This window comes from Leucobacter sp. 7(1), from assembly GCF_900163635.1.
Lineage (GTDB): Bacteria > Actinomycetota > Actinomycetes > Actinomycetales > Microbacteriaceae > Leucobacter.
Genome location: NZ_FUID01000004.1, coordinates 21,621 through 48,015 on the forward strand (window position 1 = coordinate 21,621; position 26,395 = coordinate 48,015).

Annotated in this window: 21 protein-coding genes and 3 tRNA genes; 8 read left to right on the forward strand and 16 right to left on the reverse strand. The window is 65.4% G+C overall.

Features of this window, described 5'->3' with window-relative positions:
- Positions 1-5 precede the first annotated feature (5 nt).
- Positions 6-422 (reverse strand): nucleoside-diphosphate kinase, encoded by a 417-nt coding sequence (ndk, locus tag FM113_RS00975; protein WP_087010587.1) that lies wholly within the window; start codon positions 420-422, stop codon positions 6-8.
- A gap of 112 nt (positions 423-534) precedes the next feature.
- On the opposite strand from ndk, the gene FM113_RS00980 reads away from it, so the two are divergent.
- A complete protein-coding gene (locus FM113_RS00980) occupies positions 535-1,572 on the forward strand; it encodes a magnesium and cobalt transport protein CorA (protein ID WP_254908805.1) in 1,038 nt (345 codons plus the stop codon).
- A gap of 40 nt (positions 1,573-1,612) precedes the next feature.
- Here FM113_RS00980 and FM113_RS00985 read toward each other — a convergent pair whose 3' ends face one another.
- The 3 genes from FM113_RS00985 to ileS are packed head-to-tail and all read right to left on the reverse strand — an operon-like array spanning position 1,613 to position 6,827.
- Positions 1,613-2,086, reverse strand: coding sequence for a DUF4233 domain-containing protein (locus tag FM113_RS00985; RefSeq protein WP_254908806.1), 474 nt, complete (start codon positions 2,084-2,086; stop codon positions 1,613-1,615).
- Complete coding sequence (locus FM113_RS00990; RefSeq protein ID WP_087010591.1) at positions 2,083-3,429, reverse strand: folylpolyglutamate synthase/dihydrofolate synthase family protein; 1,347 nt, start codon at positions 3,427-3,429, stop codon at positions 2,083-2,085. The genes FM113_RS00985 and FM113_RS00990 overlap by 4 nt, the downstream gene beginning before the upstream one ends.
- On the reverse strand, positions 3,426-6,827 hold the full coding sequence (gene ileS / locus FM113_RS00995) for an isoleucine--tRNA ligase (RefSeq protein ID WP_087010593.1): 3,402 nt from the start codon (positions 6,825-6,827) through the stop codon (positions 3,426-3,428). Before ileS ends, FM113_RS00990 begins: the two co-directional genes overlap by 4 nt.
- A 744-nt stretch (positions 6,828-7,571) precedes the next feature.
- Between ileS and FM113_RS01000 the strand changes: the two genes are divergently transcribed.
- From FM113_RS01000 to FM113_RS01030, 7 genes are all read left to right on the forward strand, one after another.
- Positions 7,572-8,873 (forward strand): glycine betaine/L-proline ABC transporter ATP-binding protein, encoded by a 1,302-nt coding sequence (locus FM113_RS01000; RefSeq protein ID WP_087010763.1) that lies wholly within the window; start codon positions 7,572-7,574, stop codon positions 8,871-8,873.
- The gene (locus tag FM113_RS01005; protein WP_087010595.1) at positions 8,870-9,754 is read left to right on the forward strand and encodes a proline/glycine betaine ABC transporter permease; all 885 of its coding nucleotides are present in this window, start codon (positions 8,870-8,872) and stop codon (positions 9,752-9,754) included. The genes FM113_RS01000 and FM113_RS01005 overlap by 4 nt, the downstream gene beginning before the upstream one ends.
- 77 nt (positions 9,755-9,831) lie before the next feature.
- Positions 9,832-10,722 carry a glycine betaine ABC transporter substrate-binding protein gene (locus tag FM113_RS01010; protein ID WP_087010597.1) on the forward strand — a complete coding sequence of 297 codons (891 nt, stop codon included), beginning with the start codon at positions 9,832-9,834 and terminating at the stop codon, positions 10,720-10,722.
- A 121-nt stretch (positions 10,723-10,843) separates the two neighbouring features.
- The gene (locus FM113_RS01015; RefSeq protein ID WP_087010599.1) at positions 10,844-11,743 is read left to right on the forward strand and encodes a glycine betaine ABC transporter substrate-binding protein; all 900 of its coding nucleotides are present in this window, start codon (positions 10,844-10,846) and stop codon (positions 11,741-11,743) included.
- A 54-nt stretch (positions 11,744-11,797) separates the two neighbouring features.
- Positions 11,798-12,283, forward strand: coding sequence for a GyrI-like domain-containing protein (locus FM113_RS01020; protein ID WP_087010601.1), 486 nt, complete (start codon positions 11,798-11,800; stop codon positions 12,281-12,283).
- A 130-nt stretch (positions 12,284-12,413) separates the two neighbouring features.
- Positions 12,414-15,017 carry a valine--tRNA ligase gene (gene valS, locus FM113_RS01025; protein ID WP_087010603.1) on the forward strand — a complete coding sequence of 868 codons (2,604 nt, stop codon included), beginning with the start codon at positions 12,414-12,416 and terminating at the stop codon, positions 15,015-15,017.
- A gap of 2 nt (positions 15,018-15,019) precedes the next feature.
- Complete coding sequence (locus FM113_RS01030; protein WP_087010605.1) at positions 15,020-15,358, forward strand: Fe-S oxidoreductase; 339 nt, start codon at positions 15,020-15,022, stop codon at positions 15,356-15,358.
- Positions 15,359-15,389: 31 nt separating this feature from the next.
- On the opposite strand, the gene clpX is transcribed toward FM113_RS01030, so the two are convergent.
- The 12 genes from clpX to dusB all read right to left on the reverse strand — a co-directional run bounded on the left by clpX (position 15,390) and on the right by dusB (position 26,392).
- The gene (gene clpX, locus FM113_RS01035) at positions 15,390-16,661 is read right to left on the reverse strand and encodes an ATP-dependent Clp protease ATP-binding subunit ClpX (protein ID WP_087010607.1); all 1,272 of its coding nucleotides are present in this window, start codon (positions 16,659-16,661) and stop codon (positions 15,390-15,392) included.
- A gap of 115 nt (positions 16,662-16,776) precedes the next feature.
- Positions 16,777-17,448 carry an ATP-dependent Clp protease proteolytic subunit gene (locus tag FM113_RS01040; RefSeq protein WP_254908807.1) on the reverse strand — a complete coding sequence of 224 codons (672 nt, stop codon included), beginning with the start codon at positions 17,446-17,448 and terminating at the stop codon, positions 16,777-16,779.
- A 27-nt stretch (positions 17,449-17,475) separates the two neighbouring features.
- Entirely contained in the window at positions 17,476-18,087 is a 612-nt protein-coding gene (locus FM113_RS01045; RefSeq protein ID WP_254908812.1) for an ATP-dependent Clp protease proteolytic subunit, read from the reverse strand.
- A 128-nt stretch (positions 18,088-18,215) separates the two neighbouring features.
- Positions 18,216-19,724 (reverse strand): trigger factor, encoded by a 1,509-nt coding sequence (tig, locus tag FM113_RS01050; RefSeq protein WP_087010611.1) that lies wholly within the window; start codon positions 19,722-19,724, stop codon positions 18,216-18,218.
- Positions 19,725-19,783: 59 nt separating this feature from the next.
- Positions 19,784-19,861, reverse strand: a tRNA-Pro gene (locus FM113_RS01055).
- 312 nt (positions 19,862-20,173) lie between these two features.
- A tRNA-Gly gene (locus tag FM113_RS01060) sits at positions 20,174-20,247 on the reverse strand.
- Between the two features lie 25 nt (positions 20,248-20,272).
- Positions 20,273-20,875, reverse strand: coding sequence for a gamma carbonic anhydrase family protein (locus FM113_RS01065; RefSeq protein ID WP_087010613.1), 603 nt, complete (start codon positions 20,873-20,875; stop codon positions 20,273-20,275).
- A 56-nt stretch (positions 20,876-20,931) separates the two neighbouring features.
- Positions 20,932-21,004, reverse strand: a tRNA-Asn gene (locus tag FM113_RS01070).
- 80 nt (positions 21,005-21,084) lie between these two features.
- Entirely contained in the window at positions 21,085-21,933 is an 849-nt protein-coding gene (locus FM113_RS01075) for an ATP-binding cassette domain-containing protein (RefSeq protein ID WP_087010615.1), read from the reverse strand.
- A 105-nt stretch (positions 21,934-22,038) separates the two neighbouring features.
- Positions 22,039-23,907, reverse strand: coding sequence for a DNA primase (gene dnaG / locus FM113_RS01080; RefSeq protein WP_087010617.1), 1,869 nt, complete (start codon positions 23,905-23,907; stop codon positions 22,039-22,041).
- A gap of 45 nt (positions 23,908-23,952) precedes the next feature.
- The gene (locus FM113_RS01085) at positions 23,953-25,212 is read right to left on the reverse strand and encodes a deoxyguanosinetriphosphate triphosphohydrolase (protein ID WP_087010619.1); all 1,260 of its coding nucleotides are present in this window, start codon (positions 25,210-25,212) and stop codon (positions 23,953-23,955) included.
- Entirely contained in the window at positions 25,205-26,392 is a 1,188-nt protein-coding gene (gene dusB / locus FM113_RS01090) for a tRNA dihydrouridine synthase DusB (protein ID WP_087010621.1), read from the reverse strand. Before dusB ends, FM113_RS01085 begins: the two co-directional genes overlap by 8 nt.
- Positions 26,393-26,395 lie beyond the last annotated feature (3 nt).

A 26,395-nucleotide genomic window follows, 5' to 3' on the forward strand; every position in this document is an offset into this window, starting at 1 on the left:
GGGGCTTAGGCGAACCAGAGGGCGAGCTCGCGCTCAGCCGACAGTGTCGAATCGGAGCCGTGCACCAGGTTCTGCTGCACCGCAACGCCCCAGTCGCGACCCAGATCCCCGCGGATCGTGCCGGGAGCGGCGGTCGTCGGATCGGTGGCACCCGCGAGTGAGCGGAAGCCTTCGATGACCCGGTCACCCTCGGCGCGCACGGCGACGATCGGGCCCGAGGACATGAACTCGAGCAGCGGCGCGAAGAAGGGCTTACCCTCGTGTTCGGCGTAGTGCTCGGCCAGCAACTCTCGGCTCGCGGTGACCATGCGCAGATCTGTGATGCGGTAGCCCTTCGCTTCAACGCGGCGAAGGATCTCGCCGCTCAGGCCACGGGCCACGCCGTCGGGCTTGACAAGGATGAGGGTTTCTTCAGCGGACATGCAGCTCCTCGTGTGCGAAAGTGTCGTGGGCGCACCGCGCCCCACCGTCCAGTCTAGTCGTGGCCTCGTCGCCAAGCCGGACCACGTGCGGCGGATGCCCTACGCTGAGGCTATGTTTGGCACTACCACCCGGAGAACCCGCTACATCGTTGACGGGCACCTCACGCCTGCGCCACAGGACGTCAGCATCACAGAAGCCCTGACCTTTGCCGAGCGCACACCCGGCGGCACCGCGCTGTGTTTGTTTCCACGGGCCACAGGGCAGGAGATCGCGGAGCTTGCGGCTGCCTGGCACCTCCATCCACTGCTCGCCGAGGATCTGCGGGACGCGGGTCAGCGCCCCAAGCTCGAGAGATACGGGGACGTGCTCTTCGTGGTGGTCCGTGCCGCACACTACATCGATGCTTCGGAAGACGTGAAGCTGTCGGAGTTTCACGTGCTGGTACGGCCGGGCACCATCGCCGTCGTGTGCCAGGACGGGCGGTGGATCGACGGGAGCGACGCAGCCGATCTGCCAGAAAACACCGTGGATACCGTGGCGCGCGGAGATGAGACGCTACTCGATGATCCGCGCCTCCTGATGCTGGGGCCTGAAGCGGTGCTGTACCGCCTCCTGGGTGCCATCGTTGACGGGTACGACCCGGTATTGCGGGGACTCACCGTCGATCGTGAGGAGATAGAGTCCCAAGTATTCGGTGGTGACACCGCGGCCGCGGAGCGGATCTATCACCTGAGTCGCGAGGTCATCGAACTGCAACACGCGTCGTCATCTCTTGCAGACATCATCGCCTCGCTCCGGGCGGGGTTTGACCGCCACAGCACGCCGACCCCGTTGCAGACGTATGTGCAGGATGTCGCCGATCATCTGGCGCGCGTATCGACCCGCGTTGCGGAGCTGCGCGAAGCCCTCTCGCAGATCCTCAACGTGAACGGCACCCTCGTGGCGCAGCGTCAGAACGAGGACATGAAAAAGATTTCGGGCTGGGCGGCAATCCTGTTTGCCCCGACACTGATCGGTGCGATCTACGGCATGAACTTCGATGTCATGCCCGAACTGCACTGGGCGCTCGGCTACCCGCTCGCGCTTGGGGCGATGGCGGCGCTGGGCGGGACCCTGTACGCCGTGTTCAAATTGAAGAAATGGATGTAGCTCGTGGGACGGACGCTCCGCCCGTCCCACGAGCGTAGCCTTAGCTGTTGGCCGCGATCCAGGCGGCCCGGTCTCGATCCATCTGGCTGCCCTTCACCATGCAGTACACCCACAGCGCGGTGAACAGGATCCCCACGATCAGAGCCATCGGGAGCAGGAACGCGGTGGCGAGCATCAGCCCGTGCACCACCCAGCCGATCGTGATGCCGACCCGGTCGCGGCGCATCAACGCCAGGCCGAGGATGATCACCACGGCGAGCCCGCCGCCCAAATACAGGCCAAGCTCCCGCGGCTCAAGCGTGCCGAGACCGTACAGCGTCAGCCCAATGAGCACAACCACAATGAGCTCGAATCCGAGCACAATTGAGGCGAGCGAGCGTTGTGTCGAGGTTCCACCACGGGTGGATCCGGAGATCCGCATCGCGGAGTTGTGGGCCATCGTCTCGGACGGCGAGAGCACAAGCTCCGGCTCGTTCGGATCCTCCGGCAGGCCGGGGCGTTGCGTGCCACTCATGCGGTCCCCCATCCCTCGGCGCGGGCAAAGGCGATTGCCTCGCCAGCGAGCACAACCGATCCGACGACGAGCACGCCGCGTCCGGGCGAGCGGCCCGCCCACGCGCGAGCCTCGTCGAGGGCTTCCGGCAGCGACTCCGCGAGCTCTACCGGCGTATCGGGAATCTCGGTGAGCGCGATCTCCCGGAGCTCCGACGCGCTGCTCGAGCGCGACGAATCGACGGGCGTGAGGGTGACCCGATGCGCGATCGGTGCGAGGGCGCGGAGCACGCCCGCGGCGTCCTTCTCAGCCAGCACCCCTACCACCAGCGCAAGCTCCTCGAAGTTGAACGATTCCGCGACTGCCCGTGCCAGCGCTTCAGCGCCGTGCGGGTTGTGCGCAGCATCAACGTAGACGACGGGCTCCGTGCCGATGAGTTGCAGACGTCCGGGCGAGACCAACTGCCCGAAGCCCTCTTCGAGTACCTCCTCCGAGATCGCTCGTTCCCCGCCGAAGAACGCCTCAACCGCGGCAATCGCGAGCACGGCATTCTCTGCCTGGTGATGGCCGAAGAGCGGCACAAAGGTGGGCGCGTAGCTCCCCCCGGTCAATCCGGATACCGTGATCACCCGACCGCCGACGGCGAGCTTGTCGTCGAGGAGCGCAAATTGCTCGCCCGCGACCGCGATGCCGGCGCTGTGCTGCTCTGCCGCGGCGCGCAACTCGGCGAGGGCCGCCGGATCCTGCGCTGCGGTCACCACGATGCTGCCCGGCTTGATGATTCCAGCCTTTGTGCGCGCAATCGTCTCGACATCGTGGCCAAGGATTGCGGTGTGGTCGAGGTCGATGGGGGTAATGACCGCGACCTGAGCAGTGGCGATATTCGTCGCGTCCCATTCGCCACCCATTCCGACCTCGATCACGGCGACGTCGACGGGGGCGTCGGCAAAGGCGGCAAACGCCAACACCGCAAGGGCCTCGAAAAACGTGATCGGGCCTTGCCCGTCAGCTCTCAGCTCTGCGTCCACGAGTGCGAGCGGAGCCTGGAGCTCGGCCCAAGCCTCGGCGAGCGGCTCCGCGGCAATCGGCGAGCCGTCGAGCTGGAAGCGTTCGGTGAAATCGACAAGGTGCGGGCTCGTGAAGAGCCCAGTGCGCAGGCCGTGCGCGCGCAGCAGAGACTCGATCGCGCGGGCCGTCGAAGTCTTGCCGTTCGTGCCGGCTACCTGCACCACCGGGAAGGAGAGCTGCGGCGATCCCGCGAGCTCGGCGAGCCGGCGTACAGGCTCGATTCGGGGTCGCGGATTCGCCTCACCAACACGCTCGAGCAGTTCTGCGTAGACGCGGCTTGCGGGGTCCTGAGTCATCGTGCGTCTCCCTGGGTCCAGCCCTCGGGCGCGTCCAGGCCCGTGGTGTCGATCGTGATGATGAGCGGGGCCTTCGTGGCTCCGAGGGCCTGTGCCCCCGTGATGAAGACACCGCCGCCCGGGGAGACGAGATCGTTCACGACAAACTCGATGCCGGATGTCCCCTCCACCGCAAAGCCGGAAGCAAGCGTCTCGGCCGCAATGAGCTGCGCATGGGTCCGCAGCGCGTCGACGTGCTCGGGTTCCGCGTTGAGCGCCAGGACGATCCGGTCGCTCACATCAAGGCCAGCCTGCTTGCGAGCTTCTTGCACCGCACGGATCGCGTCGCGGGCGATCCCCTCGGCCTCGAGCTCACTCGTGGTCTCGGTATCGAGCAGCACGAAGCCGCCACCCGGGAGCAGCCCGAGCGCGGGGCCAGCGTCAGTGTCGTCGCCGGCGCGCAGTGTGAGTTCGTATTCGTGGGGTTCCAGGGCGATTCCGCCCGCAACAACCACGCCGTCGGTCTCTGACCAGTCGCCAGACTTCGCCGCCTTGATCGCGGCCTGCACCTGCTTGCCGAGGCGCGGACCCGCAGCACGGGCGTTCACCGCGAGGGTGTGGACGATCCCGTGATCGGCAGCGCTCGTGGGTGTCTGCGCGATCAACCGCACGGCCTTCACATTGAGTTCTTCGCGGAGGATCTGGGTAAACGGCTCGAGGGCCGCGGGATTTGCGGTGACGACGGTCAGCTCGGCGAGCGGTAGGCGCACACGGAGACGACGCGATTTGCGCAGCGACAGCGCCTGGGAGGTGACCTGACGCACCTCATCCATCGCGTCGACAAGCTCAGGAGCGCTCGGGAACTCCGCAGCGTCCGGCCAATCGGTCAGGTGCACCGAGCGGCCACCGGTGAGCCCGCGCCACAGCTCCTCTGTCACGAGCGGCGCCAGCGGGGCGGCCACCCGAGCCACGGTCTCCAGGACCGTGAACAGCGTATTGAAGGCCTGCGCGTTCTCTGGTGTGCCATTCTCGCCCTGCGTACCCTCCCAGAACCGGTCACGGGATCGCCGCACGTACCAGTTCGTCAGCACCTCGGCGAAGGCCCGCAGCGACTCGGCAGCGGAGGTCGTATCGAGTCCCTCGTAGTGCCGCTCGGTGTCCCGAACCAAGTCGCCTGTTTTCGCGAGGATGTAGCGATCCAGCGGATCGGTGGAGTCGGTGCGGCGCTCTGCGGTGACGCCGTCCGCATTCGCGTACAGACTGAAGAAGTACCAACTGCTCCAGAGCGGGAGGATGAACTGCCGAACGCCCTCACGGATCCCCTCCTCCGTGACGATGAGGTTGCCCCCACGCACCACGGGCGACGCCATGAGGAACCAACGCATCGCGTCGGATCCGTCGCGCGTAAACACCTCGTTGACGTCCGGGTAGTTCTGCAGCGACTTCGACATCTTGTTGCCGTCGGAGCCGAGCACGATGCCGTGACTGATCACATTCTTGAACGCGGGTCGGTCGAACAGGGCTGTGGCCAGCACGTGCTGCACGTAGAACCAGCCGCGGGTCTGCCCGATGTACTCAACGATGAAGTCTGCGGGCTGGTGGGTGTCGAACCAGTCCTGATTCTCGAACGGGTAGTGTGCCTGGGCAAACGGCATCGAGGCGGAATCGAACCAGACGTCGAGGACGTCCTCGATCCGGCGCATCGTGGATGCGCCACTCGGGTCGTCCGGGTTCGGACGCGTCAGATCATCAATGTACGGGCGATGCAGATCGACCTCGCCCGCCGCGTTGCGCGGCAGGGTACCGAAGTCGGCTTCAAGCTCTGCGATCGAGCCATAGACGTCGACCCGCGGAAAGTCAGGGTTATCGCTCTTCCAGACCGGAATCGGGCTCCCCCAGAAGCGGTTGCGGCTGATCGACCAGTCACGCGCGCCCTCGAGCCATTTCCCAAACTGCCCATGCTTGACGTTCTCGGGGACCCAGGTGATGTCTTCGTTCACCTCGAGCAGCCGATCCTTGATCTCGGCCACGCGGACAAACCAGCTCGAGACCGCCTTGTAGATCAGCGGGTTCCTGCAGCGCCAGCAATGCGGGTAGGAGTGCTCGTAGCTGGCCTCGCGGAGCAGCCGACCGCGCTCGCGCAGCAGCCGGATGATCGGACGGTTCGCGTCCATCCAGAGCTCGCCCGCGACGTCAGTCACGGCGTTCAGGAAGCGTCCGCCGTCATCAACGCTCACAATTGTCGGGATCCCTGCGGCGGATCCGATGCGCTGATCGTCTTCACCGTAGGCCGGGGCCTGGTGCACGATGCCAGTGCCGTCGCTTGTGGACACGTAGTCATCAACAAGGATCTGCCAGGCATGCTCCGTGCCCCACACCTCGGTGTCGGCGTAGTAGTCGAACAGGCGCTCGTAGGTGACTCCTGCAAGCTCGGCACCCGAGATCGTGCGCTCGACGGCCGCGTTCGCTTCCTCGGCCGAGTCGTAGCCGAGATCCTTCGCGTGTGCACCAACAAGGTCGATCGCGAGCAGGTAGCGCGAGCTGCCCGCTTCGCCGCCGTCGTGCGCGCCAGCCGGGCCGGCGGGGAGAACTGCGTAGGCGATGGCGGGCCCGACGGCCAGCGCAAAGTTCGTGGGCAGGGTCCAGGGGGTGGTTGTCCAGGCGAGCGCCCGCACCCCGGAGATCTCGAGCGCCGCGGCGCGCTCACCTGTAAGCGGGAACGTCGCAGTCACCGAGGGATCCTGGCGCATCTGGTAGACGTCGTCATCCATCCGCAGCTCGTGATTGGAGAGCGGAGTCTCGTCGCGCCAGCAGTAGGGCAGGATCCGCTTGCCCTCATAGGCAAGTCCCTTGTCGTAGAGCTGCTTAAACGCCCAGATGACGCTCTCCATATAACCCAGGTTCAGCGTCTTGTAGCCGTGCTCGAAGTCGACCCAGCGGGCCTGCCGCGTGACGTAGTTCTCCCACTCGCCGACGTACTTGAGCACGGATTCTCGCGCCTGCTCGTTGAAGGCCGCGACGCCCATCTCCTCGATCTGGGCCTTCTCGGTGATCCCGAGCTGCTTCATCGCCTCGAGCTCCGCGGGGAGCCCGTGGGTGTCCCACCCGAAGCGACGCTCCACCTTGCGGCCGCGCATTGTTTGGAAGCGCGGGAACACGTCCTTCGCGTAGCCCGTGAGGAGGTGCCCGTAGTGCGGGAGACCGTTCGCGAACGGCGGTCCGTCGTTGAAAACCCATTCGTCAGCACCCTCGCGCTGACGAATCGATTCCTGGAAGGTGTCGTCCGCGGCCCAGAACTGCAGCACGCGTTCTTCGAGGGCGGGAAGCTGCGGGGAAGGCGCAACGCCAAATGCGCTGCCGGGCTGCGCGGCATCCTGCTGAGATGCGGAAGCTCCGGTGGGCTGCTGAGGGTACGGCATCGGGGTCCTTTGGTCCGGCGTGGCTACGATCACTCACTGCTGGGACGAGCCGTGAGGCCCGCGGTACCACCCTGCTTGCCACCCCTCCAGAGAGAAGTGACCCCTTCGTTCGGGCGATAACGGGCCCAGACGTTCGGTTCTACTGCGCATGGCCCGAGGGCGGTGCGGTTCTTCCGAAAACTCCCCGGTGATAGCCGGATCGCAGTCGATATAGCCAGTGTAGCGCAGCTCCCGGTGGAGCCCCTGAATGCAGCCGGGGTGCCAGCTTTCACGCAAAAGGAGCGCGGCAGATAACGAAGCCGTAACGAAGCCCTGTAGCCAAAACCCCTGATCAGAGCGATCTTGTTTCGGGAATATGGACGTAGTTCGCGCTTTGGAACCTTGCACTATTCATTGAAACCTTGTTAGCGTCAATGACAGCGTTGAGTGCGATTCAGCCTTGGCGCGCCGACTGCCAACCAGGTCCACCGTCGAGAGCCGACGGCCTGAGTCAGTGCAGCGGTGCCCACTGAGTTCCGCCCCGCAATACGAGATCAGGCCAGTCGAATGGCCCCCGGGGAGCCGTGTGCCCTGCCGCGCTTCCGTGCGCGGCGCGCGCTTCCCCTCGCATCGTCGTAGCACCAGATGGAGGAGTACTGAGTGACCCATACAACTGAACAGGCCGGATCCCCGGCCCCCGAAAATTCGGAAGCTCCGAGCTCCCACGGCCCCACGGCCGCTTCGGCCGCCGCCACTCCCCCCGCAATTACAGTGTCACACGCGTACAAGGTCTTTGGACGCCGCCCACGCGAGGTTGTCAAACGGCTCCGCGGCGGCGCGAGCCGCGACGAGCTCCGCGGCCAGGGCACGGCCGCGGTCATCGACGCAAACTTTGAGGTCAAGCCCGGCGAGATCTTCGTCGTGATGGGCTTGTCTGGCTCCGGCAAGTCGACGCTCATCCGCATGCTGAATGGCCTGAACGATACCACCGAGGGCTCAATCACGGTGTTCGGAACCGAGGTCGTGAAGCTGGGTGCGCCGGAACTGCGCAAGCTCCGCCGCGACCGGATGTCCATGGTGTTTCAGCACTTCGCGCTGCTGCCCCACCGCACCGTGATCGACAACGTTGCCTACGGCCTTGAGTTGCAGGGTGCCAGCCTTGCGGATCGTCGAGACCGGGCAAAGTACTGGCTCAAGCGCGTTGGACTACAGGGTTGGGAGGACCGGCTCCCGAGCGAACTCTCCGGCGGCATGCAGCAGCGTGTCGGCATTGCCCGCGCCTTTGCGGCAGATACTGACATCCTGCTCATGGATGAGGCGTTCTCCGCGCTGGATCCGCTGATCCGCCGTGAGATGCAGGAGCAGCTTGTGGAGCTCCAACAGGAGCTGAAGAAAACGATCGTCTTCATTACTCACGACTTGAACGAGGCAATGTTCCTCGGCGACCGGATCGCGGTGATGCGCGACGGGAAGATCGTGCAGGTCGGAACCCCGAACGACATCCTCACAGACCCAGCAAACGACTACGTTGCCCAGTTTGTGCAAGACGTTGACCGAGCACGCGTGCTCACCGCGGGCGACGTCATGGAGCCGCCGCGCGCGGTGATCCCGGCGTCTGCGGGCCCCCGGGCTGCACTGCGCCTCATGCGGGATCTGCAGACTTCGGCGTGCTTTGTCGTCACCAACGGCCGCAAGCTGTTGGGCGTCGTACGCGACCGTGACATGCTCCGTGAGGTGCGCGCCGGCGGCACGGACCTCACCGACAAGTTGCGCCCGACACCGTCGATCGTGCACCGCGATCAGCTCATTGCCGACCTTTTTGAGCTCGCTGTTGAGAGCCCGCTGCCCGTGGCGGTCACGGACGACCAGGACCGGCTGATCGGGGTGGTGCCGCGCGTCACGCTCCTTGCGTCGCTCGCCAACGTTCCCGCCGTCACCACGGAGATACCCATTATCGAGCCCACCCCTGACGTCCCCATGGCCGTGATCACGGAAACACTCGCGCAGACCCGCCCGGGAGTCGCGCCCGAAGCCCCGACCGGCAGCCCTGAGGAGGTGCAGGCATGAACGACATCACACTTCCCCTCGGCCAGGGCGCGGAGGCCGTCGTCAACTGGCTGACGGACTCGGCCGGAGGCCTGTTCGATGTCCTGAGCACCCTCTTTAAGGGGGCCTACGCTGGGCTCGACTGGATCCTGGCAACCCCTCCGTTTTGGGTTGTCATCCTCGTCATCGTTGCACTCGCGTGGCTTGCCAAGGGCTGGAAGCTCGCCCTCGGCACCGCGATCGGCCTCGGCGTGATCGTGGGTGTTGGCCAGTGGGGCAACGCGATGGACACCCTCGCGCTTGTCCTGCTCGCAAGTATCATCGCCCTCGTGATCGCGATTCCGCTTGGCATCCTCGCCGCGCGAAATGATACGGCGTCCAAGATCATCCGGCCGCTGCTGGACTTCCTGCAGACAATGCCCGCCTTTGTGTACCTCATTCCGGCGCTCATGTTCTTCGGCGTGGGCGTGGTGCCCGGCATCGTGGCAACAATTGTCTTCGCTCTCGCTCCCGGTGTGCGGCTCACCGAGCTCGGCATTCGCGGGGTCGACCCCGAGGTCGTTGAGGCCGGATACGCTTTCGGTTCGAAGCCCGGCCGGATCCTGCGCCAGATCCAGCTTCCGCTCGCCCTCCCCTCCATCATGGCGGGCATGAACCAGGTGATCATGCTCTCGCTCTCGATGGTCGTTATCGCCGGCATGGTCGGTGCCGGCGGACTCGGTGGCGAGGTCGTGAAGGCACTGAACCGGATTGATATCGGCCTGGGCTTCGAAGCCGGCGTCTCGGTCGTGATCCTCGCAATGATCCTCGACCGAACCACAGGCGCTCTCGGCTCGCTCGGTTCACGCAAGCGCAAGCGGAACGCCGAAGCGGCCCCGGCCGCGGTTGACGTCGCCGCCTAAGACTCGCGGGTGCGTGTCGCCTCAGCGTGCGACGCGCACCCCACACACCACCCCCGAATCCACACGAAAGGAACACCATGAAGACACGCATGATGACCGGAGTCCTCGCGCTCGGAGCCGCTGCTGCGCTCGCGCTGACGGGCTGCTCAAGCGACGCGGGTGCCGGCGGTGGCGACGCCGATTCGAAGGGTACCGTCACCTTCGGCATGTTCAACTGGGATGAGGGCATCGCGGTCACCAACCTCTGGAAGGCCATCCTGGAAGAGGAAGGCTACGAGGTCAAGATCGAGACCGCGGACCCGGCACCCGTGTACAAGGGCGTCGCCGACGGTGATTACGACGCGATGCTTGACGTCTGGCTCCCGCTCACGCACGCCAGCTACATTGAGCAGTACGGCGACGACATCGTTGAACTCGGTGCCTGGAACGACGAGGCGAAGCTGACAATCGCGGTCAACGCGGATGCACCTATCGATTCGCTCGACGAGCTTGCGGCCAACGCTGACGTGTTCGGAAACAAGCTCGTGGGCATCGAGGCTGGCGCCGGACTCACCGAGACCACGGAAAACGCCGTGATCCCCGGCTATGGCCTCGAAAAGCTCGACTACGTGATCTCGTCGACCCCGGCGATGCTCACTGAGCTCGACACCGCAATGAAAAACGGTGACGATGTCGCCGTCACACTCTGGAAGCCGCACTGGGCATATAACGCCTACGACCTGAAGGACCTTGAGGATCCGAAGGGCACCCTCGGCGAAGCCGAGAGCATCTACTCGTATGGCAGCACCGACTTCAAGGAGAAGTTCCCCGAGGTTGCGCAGTGGCTGACGGACTTCAAGATGGATTCCGATCTGCTGCACTCGCTCGAGGACGCGATGTTCAACGAGTATGACGGCAGCGACTACGAGCCGATCATCGAAAAGTGGATCAGCGAAAACCAGGAGTACGTGGACTCGCTCACCGCGTAACCACCCCTGCCGCACAATCCAGAGGGCGCCATCCCACTCATTCCTGAGTTGGGGCGGCGCCCTCTTCCACAGAAACACGACCCGCGCGGCGCATCCGCGCGGGGGAAACGAACAGGAGACCATGACCACGCACCGCGCCACCACACTGGCTCGACGGACCACCGCACTGCTCGCCGGGGGCGTCGCCGCACTGCTCGCCCTCACAGGGTGCAGCGCCCCCGGAGACGACGCGGGAAGCACCGAAGTTCATATTGCGCAGTTTGCCGGGTGGGGTGAATCCATCGTCACCAGCGAACTGTGGAAGCTCGCGCTCGAAGACGAGGGCTACGACGTCACGATCACCGCCGCGGACGTGAGCCCGGTGTTCATGGGACTCGCAGACGGGAGCTTCGACTTCGCTACCCAGGTCACCCTCCCGCAGATCCACCGAGCCTTTGTTGATGAGTACGGCGACGACCTCGTTGACCTCGGGGCCTGGTACGACGAAACCCGTATTACGGTCGCCGTGAACGCTGACGCTCCCATCGACTCCCTCACCGAGCTCGCCGCCCACGCGGACGCCTTCGGGAACCAGCTCGTCGGAATCGAGGCCGGTGCCGGGCAGACGATCCTGATGGAGGAGACCGTGATTCCCGGCTATGGGCTGCAGGATATGAACTTCGTGACCTCCTCCACTGCGGCGATGCTCTCGGCACTCAAGGGCGCTACGGACACCGGTGCGAACATCGCCGTGTCACTCTGGGAGCCGCACTGGGCCTATCTCGAGTACCCGATCAAGAACCTCGAGGACCCGAAGGGTCTGCTCGGGGAGACCGAGGCGGAGCACGTGTACGCGAGCACCGCGTTTGCCGAGGGCCAGCCGGAGGTGGCGCAGTGGCTCCAGGACTTCAGTATGACAACCGAGGAGCTCATGGAGTTGGAGCGCCAGGTGTTTGTCGTGCACGGCGACGAGAAGCCCGCGGTTGGTGTTGCGGAGTGGGCGAAGGCGAACCCCGAGTTCATGCGCGCACTCACAGCGTAATGCCGCCCCTGATCGGGCATTGACGGCTCGGTGGCGGCGTGACACGATTCCCCTATGAGCGCCACACCGAGCCCCTTCCCCGCGCCAGAGATCGTCGAGGTGCCCGCCCAAGACCTTGCCGTGGTCCGCGAGCGGGTCGCCTTCGACGCGATCCCCGAACTCTATGATCGGGCGTTCCCGCTCATCTTTGCGACGCTGGATCGGCTTGGACTTGCGCCGGTCGCGCCGCCCTGCGGCGTGATCCGGGGCGAGCCGGGGACAGAACTCGACCTGGGCGTGGCCGTGCCGGTCGCGGCCCCGCTTCCCACCGCCGACACCGGCGAGGTGCGGAGCGAGATCCTGCCGGGCGGCCGCGTGGCAACGCTGCTCGTGCGTGGCGACTACGCCCTGCTCGGCGCCGCGTACGAGCACCTGTATGCCTGGCTCGCATCCTCCGGCGAAACTCCGAGTGGAGTTGCCTGGGAGCAGTACCTCACCGAGCCCACGCCAGACGGGGATCCCGCACAGAACGAAACGCTGCTCGCCGTGCATCTCTCCTGATCCGATCGGGCCGGGTAGACTAGAGCGGTTGACACTCAGGCACCAGGCCGCGCGCGGTGACACGCGAGCGGCCGACTACGCGGTGCCGCCCACATCGAACGACCTCGCGTCGAGACACGGAGCAGCTGCAATGAGCGCCATCCCCGACAAGCCGGCACTAGAAGGCCTCGAAGCGAAGTGGGGGGCGGTCTGGGAATCCTCCGGCACCTACGCCTTCCCGCGTGAGGGTGCCACGGCTGCCGAGGTCTTCAGCATTGATACGCCCCCGCCCACGGCCTCGGGGTCGCTCCACGTCGGCCACGTGTTCTCCTACACGCACACCGACACGGTGGCGCGCTACCAGCGCATGCAGGGCAAGCGCGTCTTCTACCCGATGGGCTGGGACGACAACGGCCTCCCGACTGAGCGTCGTGTACAGAACTACTACGGCGTGCGCTGCGATCCGTCGCTCCCCTACGTCGCCGAGTACGTGCCGCCGCACGAGGGCGGCGACGGGAAGAGCATCAAGGCTGCAGATCAGCAGCCGATCTCCCGCCGCAACTTCATCGAGCTCTGCGAGCGACTCACGATCGAAGACGAGAAGCAGTTCGAAGAACTGTGGCGCACCCTCGGGCTCTCCGTGGACTGGACGCAGAGCTACCGCACGATCGGGCAGGACTCGCTTCGCGCCTCGCAGCTCGCCTTCATCCGCAACGTTGAGCGCGGCGAGGCATACCAGGCCCAGGCCCCGACGCTGTGGGACGTGACGTTCCGCACCGCCGTCGCCCAGGCCGAGCTCGAGGACCGCGAGCAGCCGAGCGCGTACCACACACTGTCCTTCCACCGCACCGACGGTGCCGGCGATATCCTGATCGACACGACACGTCCCGAGCTGCTCGCAGCCTGTGTTGCGCTCGTAGCCCACCCGGACGACGAACGCTACCAGCCGCTGTTCGGCACCACAGTGCGTACGCCGATCTTCGATGTCGAGGTGCCCATCGTGGCGCATCACCTCGCGAAGCAAGACAAGGGCACTGGCATCGCGATGATCTGCACCTTCGGTGACGTCACCGACGTGATCTGGTGGCGCGAACTCGATCTCCCCAACCGCGCAATCCTCGGTTTCGACGGCCGCGTGCTGCAGGACGCGCCCGAGGTGATCACCTCCGAAGCCGGCCGCGACGCCTACGCGCAGATCGCCGGAAAGACCGTATTCAGCGCGAAGCAGACAATAGTCGAGCTGCTGCAGGCCTCGGGCGAATTGACGGGTGAGATCCGCAAGATCTCCCACCCCGTCAAATTCTTCGAGAAGGGCGACAAGCCCCTCGAAATCGTCTCAACCCGCCAGTGGTACATCATCAACGGCGCCCGCGATGAGCAGCTCCGTGAGCGGCTTCTCGCACATGGCCGGGAACTGAACTGGCACCCCGACTTCATGCGCGTGCGCTACGAGAACTGGGTCGAGGGCCTGTCCGGTGATTGGCTGATCTCGCGCCAGCGCTTCTTCGGAGTCCCGATCCCCGTCTGGTATCCGCTCGACGCTGAGGGCAACCCCGTCTTCGACGAGCCGATCATCCCGGGTGAGGCGGCGCTGCCCGTCGACCCCTCGAGCGATGTTCCCACCGGCTACACCGAGGAGCAGCGCGGCGTCCCCGGTGGCTTCCAGGGTGAGGTCGACGTGATGGACACCTGGGCGACCTCTTCGCTAACCCCGCAGCTCGCGGGCGGGTGGGAGCGAGACCAGGAGCTCTACGATCTTGTGTACCCGTACAGCCTGCGGCCCCAGGGCCAGGACATCATCCGCACCTGGTTGTTCTCCACGCTGCTCCGCTCCGAACTGGAGTGCGGTCAGCTGCCCTGGAAGAACGCCGGCATCTCAGGCTGGATCCTCGATCCGGATCGCAAGAAGATGTCGAAGTCCAAGGGCAACGTGGTCACCCCGGCCGGAATGCTCGAGCAGCACGGCTCCGACGCGGTCCGGTACTGGGCTGCATCGGCCAAGCTCGGCACCGATGCTTCCTTCGACCCGCAGAACCCGACCCAGATCAAGATCGGTCGTCGCCTCGCGATCAAGCTGCTGAACGCGGCGAAGTTCACGCTTGGCTTCGACACGAGCGGCGTCGGAACGGTGTCCGAGCCGCTCGATCGAGCTATGCTCGCGGGGCTCGCAACTGTTGTCGAAGACGCCACGCGCGCATTCGAGAACTACGATCATGCGCGGGCGCTCGAGCTGACTGAGTCGTACTTCTGGACTTTCTGCGACGACTACCTCGAACTTGTGAAGGAACGCGCGCACGGCGCTGCGGGAGACGACGGCACCGGCCAGCCCCGCGCCTCGGCGGTCACGGCGCTCCGCGCCGCGCTGTCGGTGTTCGTGCGCCTACTCGCACCGTTCCTCCCCTACGCGACCGAGGAGGTCTGGTCCTGGTTCGAGTCCGGCTCCGTGCACCAGGCGGCCTGGCCTGTCGCCGCGGACACCCGCGAACTCGCGGGCGCTGACGCAGACCCGGGTCTGCTGGCGCTCGTGGGCGGTGCCCTCATCGGAATCCGCGGGGCAAAGACGGATGCGAAGGCCTCGCAGAAGACCCCCGTCACGCTCGCAGTGGTCCACGCACCCGCGGGGGATCGCGATCGCCTCGTGCTCGCGGCTCCGGACCTCGCCGCGGTGGGCCGGATCGCCGAGCTGCGGATCGACGCGGCCGAGGTCGACTCGGTCATCGTCGCCGAGATCCAGCTCGAGCAGGCGGAAGGCTAGTCATGCAGTTGGGGGCACGCTGGCGCGTGGGCGAGACACCGCACCGCGGCGTGCCCCCGCTGCTGCACGACACGATCGCGGCCCAGGAGGCCGCGCACCCGGGATCTCACTCCTGGACACTCACGTTTCTTGAGGGGCGCCCCCGGTGCGCCCTCGATGATCTGGTGCTCGTCTCCATTGACGCTGCGGGTCGCGTGAGCGTCGCGTCATTGACTGGTGGCTCGGAGCTGCGAGACGCTCAGCAATCCGCGGCGACGACCACCGATCCGGGTGACGAAGACGAAGACGAAGACGACGACGACGACGACGACGACGACGACGACGACGACTGGCTGAGCTGAACTCAGCGCTCGGAAGGTCGAAGCGGAACGGTTAGGCGCTTTCGCGGCCGCCGTGTGCCTGGAGCACCCGCGGCGGGGCCTCCCCCAACACTGCTTCACGGGTCACGATAACCTTCGCGACTTCTTCGCTGGAGGGCACGTCGAACATCACGTCGCCGAGCACGCGTTCCAGGATCGAACGGAGTCCGCGCGCACCTGTTTTCCGCTCCACGGCGAGTTCCGCGACAGCCTCAAGTGCGGCGTCCTCAAATTCAAGGCCGACGCCGTCGAGCTCGAACATTCGCTGATACTGCTTCACGAGCGCGTTGCGGGGTTCCACGAGGATCCGAGTGAGCGCGGGGACGTCAAGCGGATCGACAGTCGCCACAACCGGAAGCCGCCCAATGAACTCGGGGATCAGCCCGAACTTGTGCAGGTCCTCAGGCTCGACCTTGGCGAACAGGCTGTCGTCATCGCGTCGGCTCGACACGGGCGCACCGAAACCGATGCCTCCCTTACCGAGGCGCGATCCGATGATCTCCTCGAGACCGGCAAACGCGCCCGCAACGATAAATAGGATGTTGGTGGTGTCGAGCTGCAGAAACTCTTGATTGGGATGTTTACGTCCGCCCTGGGGCGGGATCGAGGCGACGGTGCCTTCGAGGATCTTGAGAAGTGCCTGCTGCACACCCTCGCCGGAAACATCACGAGTGATCGAGGGGTTTTCCGCCTTGCGCGAGATCTTGTCAATCTCGTCGATGTAAATGATGCCGGTCTCCGCGCGCTGCACGTCGAAGTCAGCGGATTGGAGGAGCTTCAAGAGGATGTTTTCCACGTCCTCGCCCACGTACCCGGCCTCGGTGAGGGCCGTCGCGTCGGCGACGGCGAAGGGAACGCCGAGCTGGCGTGCGAGTGACTGTGCGAGGTACGTTTTACCGCAGCCGGTGGGGCCGATCAGCAAGATATTCGACTTCTCGATCTCCACCTGTTCCGAGGCCACGTCAGCGCTCGTGAGCGTTGCCGCCGAACGTACCCGCTTGTAGTGGTTGTAGACCGCAACGGCGAGCGACTGCTTGGCACGCTCCTGGCCGATCACGTACTCGTCGAGGAAATCGGAGATTTCACGCGGCTTATGCAGCGTGAAATCGGAGGACTCGCTCGTCTGCGTTTCCGCGACGCGCTCCTCGATGATTTCGTTGCACAGCGCCACGCACTCGTCGCAGATATAGATCTGCGGTCCCGCGATGAGCTGCTGCACCTGCTTCTGAGACTTCCCACAGAAGGAGCACTTCAGCAGCTCGCTGCTTTCGCCGATCTTCGCCATCCTGCGGCTCCTTCACACTCGGTTGTGGGGACTCTTTCGAGACTAGCGGCCACCTCCGACATTCGGCTGCGGCACGCCGCGGGCCCCGGGGTGTGTCCCCCGGGGCCCGTCGTGACTACTGCGGGAGAACCGCTTGCGGGTTCTTCCGGCTGGTGAGGACCTGATCCACAAGGCCGTACTCCAGCGCTTCCTGTGCGCTCAGGATCTTATCTCGGTCGATATCCCGGTGCACTTCCTCGATCGAACGCTTCGAGTGCTTCGACAGTGTCTCCTCGAGCCACTCGCGCATGCGCATGATCTCGCGCGCCTGGATCTCGATGTCCGAGGCCTGGCCGTGACCACCCTGCCCGGTGGAGGGCTGATGGATGAGGACGCGGGCGTTCGGCAGCGCCAGGCGCTTGCCCGGTGTGCCGCCAGCGAGCAGCACAGCTGCGGCCGAGGCCGCCTGGCCGAGGCACACTGTCTGCACGTGCGGACGGATGTACTGCATCGTGTCGTAGATCGCCGTCATCGCGGTGAACGAGCCACCGGGTGAATTGATGTACATCGTGATGTCGCGCTCGGGGTCCTGGCTTTCCAGCACGAGCAGCTGAGCCATAACGTCGTCAGCCGACGCATCGTCGACCTGCACGCCGAGGAAAATGATGCGATCCTCGAAGAGCTTTGCGTAAGGGTCCTGGCGTTTGTATCCGTACGCGGTGCGCTCCTCAAAAGTGGGGAGAACGTAGCGGGATTCGGGCATCTGCAGGCGAGAGCCGCCCGCCATTGGCATCTGTGAAGTCGTCATCGAAAAGCTTGCTTCCTGTCCCATGGTTTAGCGCTGCGTTCCGCCGCCACCGATGACGTCAGTCGCGGTGTCGCGGATGTAGTCAACGAAGCCGTATTCCAGAGCTTCTTCTGCGGAGAACCAGCGATCGCGGTCGCCGTCCTCGTTGATCTGTTCAAGCGACTTCCCCGTCTGCGACGCGGTGATCTCCGCGAGGCGGTTTTTCATCGAGGTGATGAGAGCCGCTTGCGTCTGAATGTCACTGGCCGTGCCGCCAAAGCCACCGTGGGGCTGGTGCAGCAGCACGCGCGCGTTCGGCGTGATGTAGCGCTTGCCCTTGGTGCCAGCGGTCAGCAGGAACTGACCCATCGAGGCCGCCATGCCGATGCCGACGGTGACGATATCGTTCGGGACAAAGGACATCGTGTCGTAGATCGCCATGCCCGCAGTGATCGAGCCACCGGGCGAGTTGATGTACAGGTAGATGTCGGCTTCTGGGTCCTCCGCTGCGAGCAGCAGGATCTTCGCGCAGATCTCGTTCGCGTTGTCGTCACGCACTTCGGATCCCAGCCAGATGATGCGATCCTTCAGCAGGCGTTCGAACACACTGTTCGGTGGCGTCTGTTCTGCCATTCGGCGCTCCAATCGTTGTTTCTTGATTCGAGAGTATCGAGTTGCGGGCCCGCCCGCGTGATTGTTCGCCGTCGGCGCATGCGTGGCGTGGGACGCAGCGGACGACGGAAGCCCCCGCCCGACGGGCGAGGGCTTCCGATCATGCGGCGGGAGAACTACTCCGCAGCCTCCGCAGCAGCCTTCTTGGCGGCACGGGTTGCGGCAGCCTTCTTCGCTGCGGCCGAGCGTGCAGCCTTCTTAGCAGCCTCGTCGTCCTCAGCATCGGCGGTCTCGGCCGACGCAGCGGGCTTCTCAGCCTTCTTCGCTGCAGCCTTCTTGGCCGGAGCCTTCTTCTTCGCGGGCGCCTCCTCAGCGGGAGCGTCCTCCGAATCGGTGTCGTCGTCGGTGTCCACGGCGGTGAACTCGCTCAGGTCGACAGCCTTGCCGTCCTTGTCCACCACGGTGGCCTTCGCGAGTGCAATCGCGAGCGCCTTGTTGCGGGTGACCTCGCCCAGCACGATGTTCATCTGGTTGCCCTGGCTGATTGCCTGCAGGAACTGCGTGGGCTCCATGCCGTACTGCTGCGCGGACTGGAAGATGTACTGCGAGAGCTCGTTCTGGGTCGGGGTGACCTCTTCGGCCTCCACAATCGCGTCGAGCAGCAGCTGCAGCTGGATCTGCTTCTCCGAGGAGATGCGGACCTCAGCGCGGTGCTCGTCGTCCTCGAGGCGGCCTTCGCCCTCAAGGTGACGATGCACTTCTTCTTCGACGAGCTCCTCGGAGACCGGGATACCGGCCTGTTCGATGAGGGTCTCGGTGAAGATGTCGCGCGCCTGCTGGCCCTGCGCGAACACGCTGGCACGGCCGACCTGCTCCTGCAGGCTCTCGCGGAGCTCAGCGATGGTGTCGAACTCGCTCGCGAGCTGTGCGAACTCGTCGTCTGCCTCGGGAAGCTCGCGCTCCTTGACGGCGGTCAGCGTGACGGAAACCTCAGCCTCGCGGCCCTCGTGCTCGCCGCCGAGCAGCTGCGAGCTGAAGGTTGTGGACTCGCCAGCGGTGAGCGTCTCCACTGCCTCATCGGTGCCCTCAAGCAGGTTGCCGGCTCCGATTTCGTAGGAGACGCCGCTTGCCTGGTCGACCTCTTCGCCGTCAACCTTGGCGATCAGGTCGAGCTCAACGAAGTCGCCCTTCGCTGCCGGGCGATCAACGGTGACGAGGGTGCCGAAGCGCTCGCGCAGCTTGGTGAGCTCGAGCTCAACCGCTGCCTCGTCAACCTCAGCGTTGTCAACGGTCACGGTGATGCCGTCGTAGCTGGGGAGCGTGAACTCGGGGCGAACCTCGACCTCGAAGACCAGGCCGAGCGTGCTCGACTTGTCCGCTGCGTCGGGCCAGTTTGCGACATCTGCGGTCGGGCGACCCATGGGGCGCTCGTTCGACTCAGCGAGAGCGGTCTGGTAGAAGTCGTCGAGCGAGGCGTTGACGGCCTCCTGGATGACTGCCTCACGGCCGACGCGCTGATCGATGATCGGAGCCGGGACCTTGCCCTTGCGGAATCCGGGCACCGAGACCTGCTCGGAGATCGTCTTGTACGCCTGCTTGAGGTAGGGCTCCAGCTCGTCGAGCGTGACCTCCACGCTGAACTTGGCGCGGGTCGGAGTGAGCTTCTCAGCTGTCGTCTTCGGCAATTTGGCCTCTCAATGATCGAAATCGTGCTGCAATACCAGCTCGTCGGGTCGGGTGACCCTGGTCGGGGCGACAGGATTCGAACCTGCGACCTCCCGCTCCCAAAGCGGGCGCTCTAGCCAAGCTGAGCTACGCCCCGAAACCGTCAGGTTCCTCTGCGAAACGCACGTCTCCGCGCGCAACCTGAGCAAGTCTAGCTGAAATCGACTGTTCGGTGCACACAGGCGCGGCTCGGCGTGGATCTCGCCAAGAACTCCGGAGCGTTGCGGGCTGTTCCTTGCGGGCCCTTGCCGGGCCCTGCCCGTCTATAGGCACCGACTCCGCACTCTCGCACCGTTTGTCCCCCAGCAACGCACAATACTGCGGTCTCGGAGGAAAGAGGGGTGAGCAGAGAATGTGACAAGCAGAGGGTGAAACACCACAGGGCCCCGCGTCTGCGAGGCCCTGTACATGGAGGGGATGACGGGAATCGAACCCGCGTAATCTGTTTGGAAGACAGAGGCTCTACCATTGAGCTACATCCCCGTGTGTGCGTTTCGCACCTCACCGATCATAGTGCATCGGGTGCGGCCGCTTCCATCTCGTCGCTCGTGCCGCGTGTCGCGGCCCGGTGCAGCTCGGTGTAACCGAGATAGGCCGCGGCATTCTCCGCGAGCGAGTCGCGCTCGTCCGAACTCAGTTCCCGCACGACTCGGGCTGGGAGACCGGCGACGAGGGAGTGAGGCGGGATTACAACCCCCTGCGGCACCAGTGCCCCCGCGGCGACGAGCGATCCGGTGCCCACGGTGGCACCGTTCAGGACGGTGGCACTCATCCCGATCAGGCAGCCGTCCTCGATGGTGGCACCGTGGACCACGGCGTTGTGGCCGATCGAAACGTCTGCGCCGATAATTGCAGGGTGCCCGCCGCGGTGCGTGTGGATCACGACACCGTCCTGCAGGTTCGCACGCGCGCCAATTTCGATCGCATCCGAATCGCCACGCAACACAGAGTGATACCAAACGCTCGCATCCTCAGCGATGCGCACGGCGCCCACCACAACGGACCCGGGGGCTAGCCAGGCGCTCTCGGCCACGACTGGCGTGCGCTCCGCGTCGAGGGCGATCACCAGCCCCTGCGGCCCGCCGGAGCCCTGTCCCTGCTGTGCGTTCATCTGACACCCTCCTGAGAAACGAAAAACCCCCACCGATTCGGTGGGGGTTTTGTTCGCTCCCCCGGCTGGGCTCGAACCAGCGACATCCTGATTAACAGTCAAGCGCTCTGCCAACTGAGCTACAGGGGATCATTGCGTTGCAACTCGTTTACTGTACCAACTCCGCGGAAGCCGGTGCAAATCCGAGTCGCCCGTCCGGGCGCGCCGCCCTACTCCTCGGCGATCTCGTCGTACGCGGTCGCCCGAAGCGCCTGGGCGAGTCGCTGCACGTAGCCGTGGTCGGCGTTCCGGAAAATCTCGTTGATCTCACCATGCCCGACGAGGTGCCCCTCCTGCATCACGAGAACGTCTTGCACGAGCGCTTCGAGCATGCCGATGTCGTGGCTGATGAGCAGCATCGTCGCGGAGGTCCGCTCCCGGTACCAGCGCAGAAGCTCCACGATCCGGGGCCGGTTGTTCGCATCAACGCCCAGCGTGGGCTCGTCGGCGACAAGCAGCGCCGGATCGAGCATGAGCGAGCGCATGACGGCGACCCGTTGCCGCTGTCCCTTTGAGAGTTCGTAGGGGTACTCCTGCAGCTTCGCGAGCGGCAGCGCGACGATGTCCATCATCTCCGCGATGCGCTCGCCGAGTTCTTCGCGGTCGAAGTGCTTGCTCCGCTCGACGATGGGTTCGAACAGAATGTCGCCGACGTTCAGTTCCGGGGTGAGCTTCGCCCCCGCATCCTGCGAGAGGTGTCCCACATAGGCGGTGAGCTGGGAACGGGCGCGTCGGCCGAGACGACGCATCGGCACGTCAAACACTGTTGCCGCCCCACCCGTCAACTTGATTCGTGCGGACTTCTCCCCCGTGTCAGCCGCGCGCCCTGCGAGGAACCGCGCAAGGGTCGACTTTCCGGAGCCGCTCTCTCCCAGCAGCGCCACGACCTCGCCCCGGGGCACATCGAAGCTCACTCCCTCGACGGCCTCGAACTCCCGACCACCGGCGTGAGCGGGGTATGACAGCGAAAGGTCAGAAACACGGATTGCAGTGTCCGTGTCGAGGTCGGGGTGAGCCATATGACTTGCTCCTCGGGGTGTGGCGAATCGGGGTCACGCGTTTCCGCGTGTGCCCACACTATCGACCGCCGAGTCCGCTGTCGGGGTGTGCGCCGGTATGCCGCACTATTCGTCGCGGAGTCCGCGTCGCGCGGCTTCGAGGGCCACGAGCTGTTCTTGCAGCCTGCGGGAGGACGGATCCGAGGAGTCCCCAATGCGCTGCATCCGCGCCAGGAGCTCCTGTTTCAGGCCCACCAGATCCCGGTCGAGGAGAGACACAATCACGTCCTTCGCGTAGACGGCGAGCTGATCCGCGCGTCGTTCGGGCATGGGGACCACCGCGAGTTCGCGCACCAGTCCTTGGTGCGACTCCGGGGTTGCCGCGACAACCTGATCCACCCAGGATGGGGTCCCTAGCGCAGGCAGCGCCGCCCCGAGCGCGTCCCGGACGACCCGGAGGTTCGGCTCGAACACCTGCGCGGTCACCGCCTGGTGCACGAGCTCGAGGCCGACAGCATCGCCCTGCTGCAGCATCGCCATGAGCGCGTCACGCTCGAGTCGAGTCGTGGCGCTGTTGCGGAGCGCCGAGAGGCCAAGTACCGGGCCAGGTGGCGCTGCCGCCCCGGGCGCGCCACTCGACCGCGGCGGTTCTGGCGGCAGTTCGCGCGTGCTCCGCGGATCACGTTCCGCAGTGCGCACCGCCTGTTGCACCTCTGCAAGCTCGACGCCGAGCATGCGCGCGAGCTCGCGCGCATACCCGGGCCGCAGCGAGGGATCCTTGATCTCAGCAACGATGGGGGCCGCGGTGCGCAGTGCCGACACACGTCCCTCAACTGAATTCAGATCAAAGCGGGCGACCGCCTGACGCAGCGCGAACTCGAACAGCGGCTGTTTCCGGGTGAACAACTCGCGCACGGCCTCGTCACCCCGGTGCAGGCGGAGATCCGCCGGATCGAAGCCCTCCGGGGCGACCGCCACGTAGGTCTGGGCAGTGAACCGCTTTTCTTCGCTAAATGCGCGCAATGCGGCCTTTTGGCCGGCCTCGTCGGGGTCAAAGGTGAACACGACCTCGGCGGCAGAATCGTCACCCATGATCCGACGAAGGATCGAAATGTGATCCTTCCCGAAGGCGGTGCCACAGGTTGCAACGGCGGTGTCGATGCCCGCGAGGTGGCAGGCCATCACGTCGGTGTACCCTTCCACGACGACCGCGCGCTTGCCGCGGGAGATCGCCTTCTTAGCGAGGTCGAGCCCGTAGAGCACCTGCGACTTGTGATACACCGGCGACTCGGGTGTGTTGAGGTACTTGGGGCCGCTATCGTCCTCGTAGAGCTTCCGCGCACCGAAGCCGAGCGTCTGGCCGCTCGTGTCCCGGATCGGCCACACCACACGCCCGCGGAAGCGGTCGTACACCCCGCGCTGCCCCTCCGATACCAAGCCCGCCTGGGTGAGTTCGGCCGGCGTGTAGCCCTGAGACTTCAGATAGTCCGTCAGGCCGTTCCAGCCGCGCGGTGCGTAGCCCACACCGAAGCGTTCGATTGCGGCGGCGTCGAAACCTCGCTGTTCAAGGAAGGTACGGCCAGCGGTGCCCTCTTCGCCGGCGAGCTGCCCCACATAGAACGCTGCGGCAGCCTGATTCGCCGCGAGCAGACGCGCGCGGTTGGGGCCCTCCTCACGCGCGTAGCCGCCCTCCTCATAGGTCAGACCGTAGTGGATCCGTGCGGCCAGGCGCTCCACCGACTCCGCGAAAGTGAGGTGGTCCATCCGCTGCAAAAACGTGAAGGCGTCACCGGATTCACCACAGCCGAAGCAGTGGTAATACCCCAGCGCCGGGCGGACGTGAAAGCTCGGGCTGCGTTCGTCGTGGAATGGGCAGAGCCCCTTCATCGAGTCGATTCCCGCGTTCTTCAGAGTGACGTAGTCGCCCACGAGGTCGCCCAGGTTGGTGCGTCGTTTCACTTCCTCTACGTCGCTCGCGCGGATCCGGCCTGCCATACCCGCCAGCTTAGCGCCGCGGGCCCGGTGACCACGCACAGCCGCCTAGACGAGCGGAATGTCGCAGAACTGCTTGTGCCAAGCGATCGCCGACTGGTCGGTGAGCGAGGCCACCTGATCGACAACCGCGCGCCGCGCCCCCGCCTCATCTGCAGCCGCCCGGAAGTCGGCGGCAAACGCCGGTTCCAAGCCCTCCGCACCAGCGGCCCAGAGCGCCTCGAGCAGCTCGGAAAGCAACTCACGCTGACGCCGATAGGTCGGTTGACGACGGCCGCTCGACATCACGAACGCTGCGACGATGCCCTTGAGCACTGCAATCTCCGCGCGGATCTCCGCGGGCACCACGATCGGCGCCCCGTAGCGGGCAAGCGGTGTGCCATCAGCAGATTCGAGCGTCGCGGCGACGGAAGCGCGGGCGAAGCGGCCGATCATGTCACTCGTGAAATTCTTCAGTTGGGCCTGGTGGCCGCGTGAAGCGTCCCACCGCGTCAACCAGGTCTGGGTCTCGGAGATCCGGTCATAGGCGGCACCGAGATCGTCTCCGGAAAAGTCGCCGCCAGCCCACTCCGCAACCGCACGGATCAGCGAGTCGTGACCGGAACGCGCCGTGAGGATCTCCGGGTCGATGAATTCGCTGACGATCGCGTCCTCAAAGTCATGCACCGAATAGGCGATGTCGTCCGACAGGTCCATCACCTGAGCTTCAGCGCACTTGACCCGGTCCGGAGCGCCCGCGCGCAGCCACGCAAATACAGGCTCGTCGTCCGCGAAGTACCCAAACTTCATGCTCCCGGGCACCGCCTCTGGCAGGCTCCACGGGTACTTGCAACTTGCATCGAGCGTGGCCCGTGTGAGGTTGAGCCCCAGACTTGATCCGTCAGGCGCGACGCGCTTGGGTTCGAGTCGCGTCAGCACGCGCAGTGTCTGCGCGTTCCCCTCGAATCCCCCCGCGTCAGCCGCCCACTCATTGAGTGCCTTCTCGCCGTTGTGCCCAAACGGCGGGTGCCCGAGATCATGGGCCAGGCATGCCGTGTCGACAACATCCTGGGCGAGGCCCAGAGTCACCGCAAGTTCCCGGCCGATCTGCGCGACCTCGAGCGAGTGAGTGAGGCGATTTCGCGCGAAATCGATCCCCGCAGTAGGACTCAGTACCTGCGTCTTCGCCGCTAAGCGGCGCCAGCCGCTCGAGTGCAGCACTCGGGCGCGATCGCGTGCGAAGTCGCTGCGCACGCCACTGTGAGTCTCTGAGGCAAAGCGTTCGGCGTCCGCGGGGCCATAGCCCGGCGGCAGCCCGAGGTTACCCACCGGAATCGTCTCGCTCGGCCTCGGCCAAGTCCGCGTAGTTGATGCTGTCGCTTGTGCGGCTGTTCAGCCAGCCGTCCGGCAGGTGCACCCGCTTCGGTGATCCTGCGCGGCCGCGCTGCCCCTCGGCGCCCTCACCGGGGTACGGGATCGAGCCGTCCATCGTCGCGAAGATCTCATCCATCTGCTCGAGTGACTCCACCGCGGCCAGGGCGCGACGGGTATCGCCGCCGACACCATAGCCCTTGTAGTACCAAGCGACGTGCTTGCGGATGTCGCGGCAGGCGCGATCCTCCTCGCCGTCGAAAAACTCAACGAGGAGTTCCGTGTGTCGGCGCATCGCGGCCATCACGAAGCCAAGCGGCGGCCGCGCGATCGCTGCTTCAGCCTCGGCGGCGCTGATTTCCCCAGCCTCGGCCCGGAACGCAGCGGCGAGATCGCCGAACAGCCACGGACGACCCAAGCAACCGCGGCCCACCACGACACCGTCGCAGCCCGTCTCTCGCATCATGCGGATCGCGTCATCCGCGGCCCAGATGTCGCCGTTGCCGAGGATCGGCACACTCGTGATCGTTTCCTTGAGCGTCGCGATCGCCGACCAGTCGGCGTGGCCCGAGTAGAACTCGTTCGCGGTGCGCCCGTGGAGGGCAATGGCGGCGACGCCAGCACCTTCCGCGGCACGCGCCGCGTCCAAATAGGTGAGGTGATCCTCGTCGATGCCCTTGCGCATTTTTATCGTGAGGGGGATGTCCCCCGCCGCGCGCACCGCGCCCGAGACGATCGCCTCGAACAGGTCGCTCTTCCAAGGCAGGGCTGATCCGCCGCCCTTGCGAGTCACTTTCGGGACGGGACAGCCGAAGTTCAGGTCGATGTGATCGGCGAGATCCTCATCAACAAGGAATTTCACCGCCTCCGACACTGTCTTGGGGTCGACACCGTAGAGCTGGATCGAGCGCGGCGTTTCGCTCTCGTGGTGCTTGATCAGGCGCAGCGACGCGGGCGTGCGTTCTACGAGCGCGCGGCTCGTAATCATCTCGCTCACGTATACACCAGCGCCGTACTCACGGCACAGGCGACGGAACGCCGTATTCGTAATGCCCGCCATGGGGGCCAACACCACCGGCACGTCGAGCTCGAGCGGCCCGATCCGCAGCCGGGAATCGCGGAGAGTCTGGGAAGTCATATC